Annotated in this window: 1 protein-coding gene; it reads left to right on the top strand. The window is 65.4% G+C overall.

Going from position 1 to position 301, the window contains the following annotated elements; translation table 11 throughout:
* Positions 1-301: baseplate complex protein (locus NGM28_RS28640; protein WP_502943927.1), on the top strand; the 301-nt coding region annotated here is incomplete at both ends.

The raw sequence follows: 301 nt of genomic DNA on the forward strand, positions 1-301 counted from the left end.
TATGTCCGGCCAGACCAGCAACACGGAGACGGCGCACCAGGGCTTCAAGCCCAAGACGCTCACCGTGACCTTGAGCATTCCCTACGTCAACGCCAGCTGGCTGCGCGACCTGATGCGCCTGGCCGAGGCCACGGAGGGCGGCGGCCAGCTCAAGATGTACCGCGTGGTGAACGACACGGCAGCGGCCTTTGGGATGCGGCAGGTGCAGTTTTCCGAGGGCATCAGCGCCCGCGAGGACGACACGCTGGCCTGCTGGCGGGTGCAGTTCGGCCTGTCCGAGAAGAAGTCCAACCCGGAAAAA

The organism is Pseudomonas sp. MWU13-3659 (assembly GCF_023757525.1).
In the GTDB taxonomy this organism is placed as follows: domain Bacteria; phylum Pseudomonadota; class Gammaproteobacteria; order Pseudomonadales; family Pseudomonadaceae; genus Aquipseudomonas; species Aquipseudomonas entomophila_E.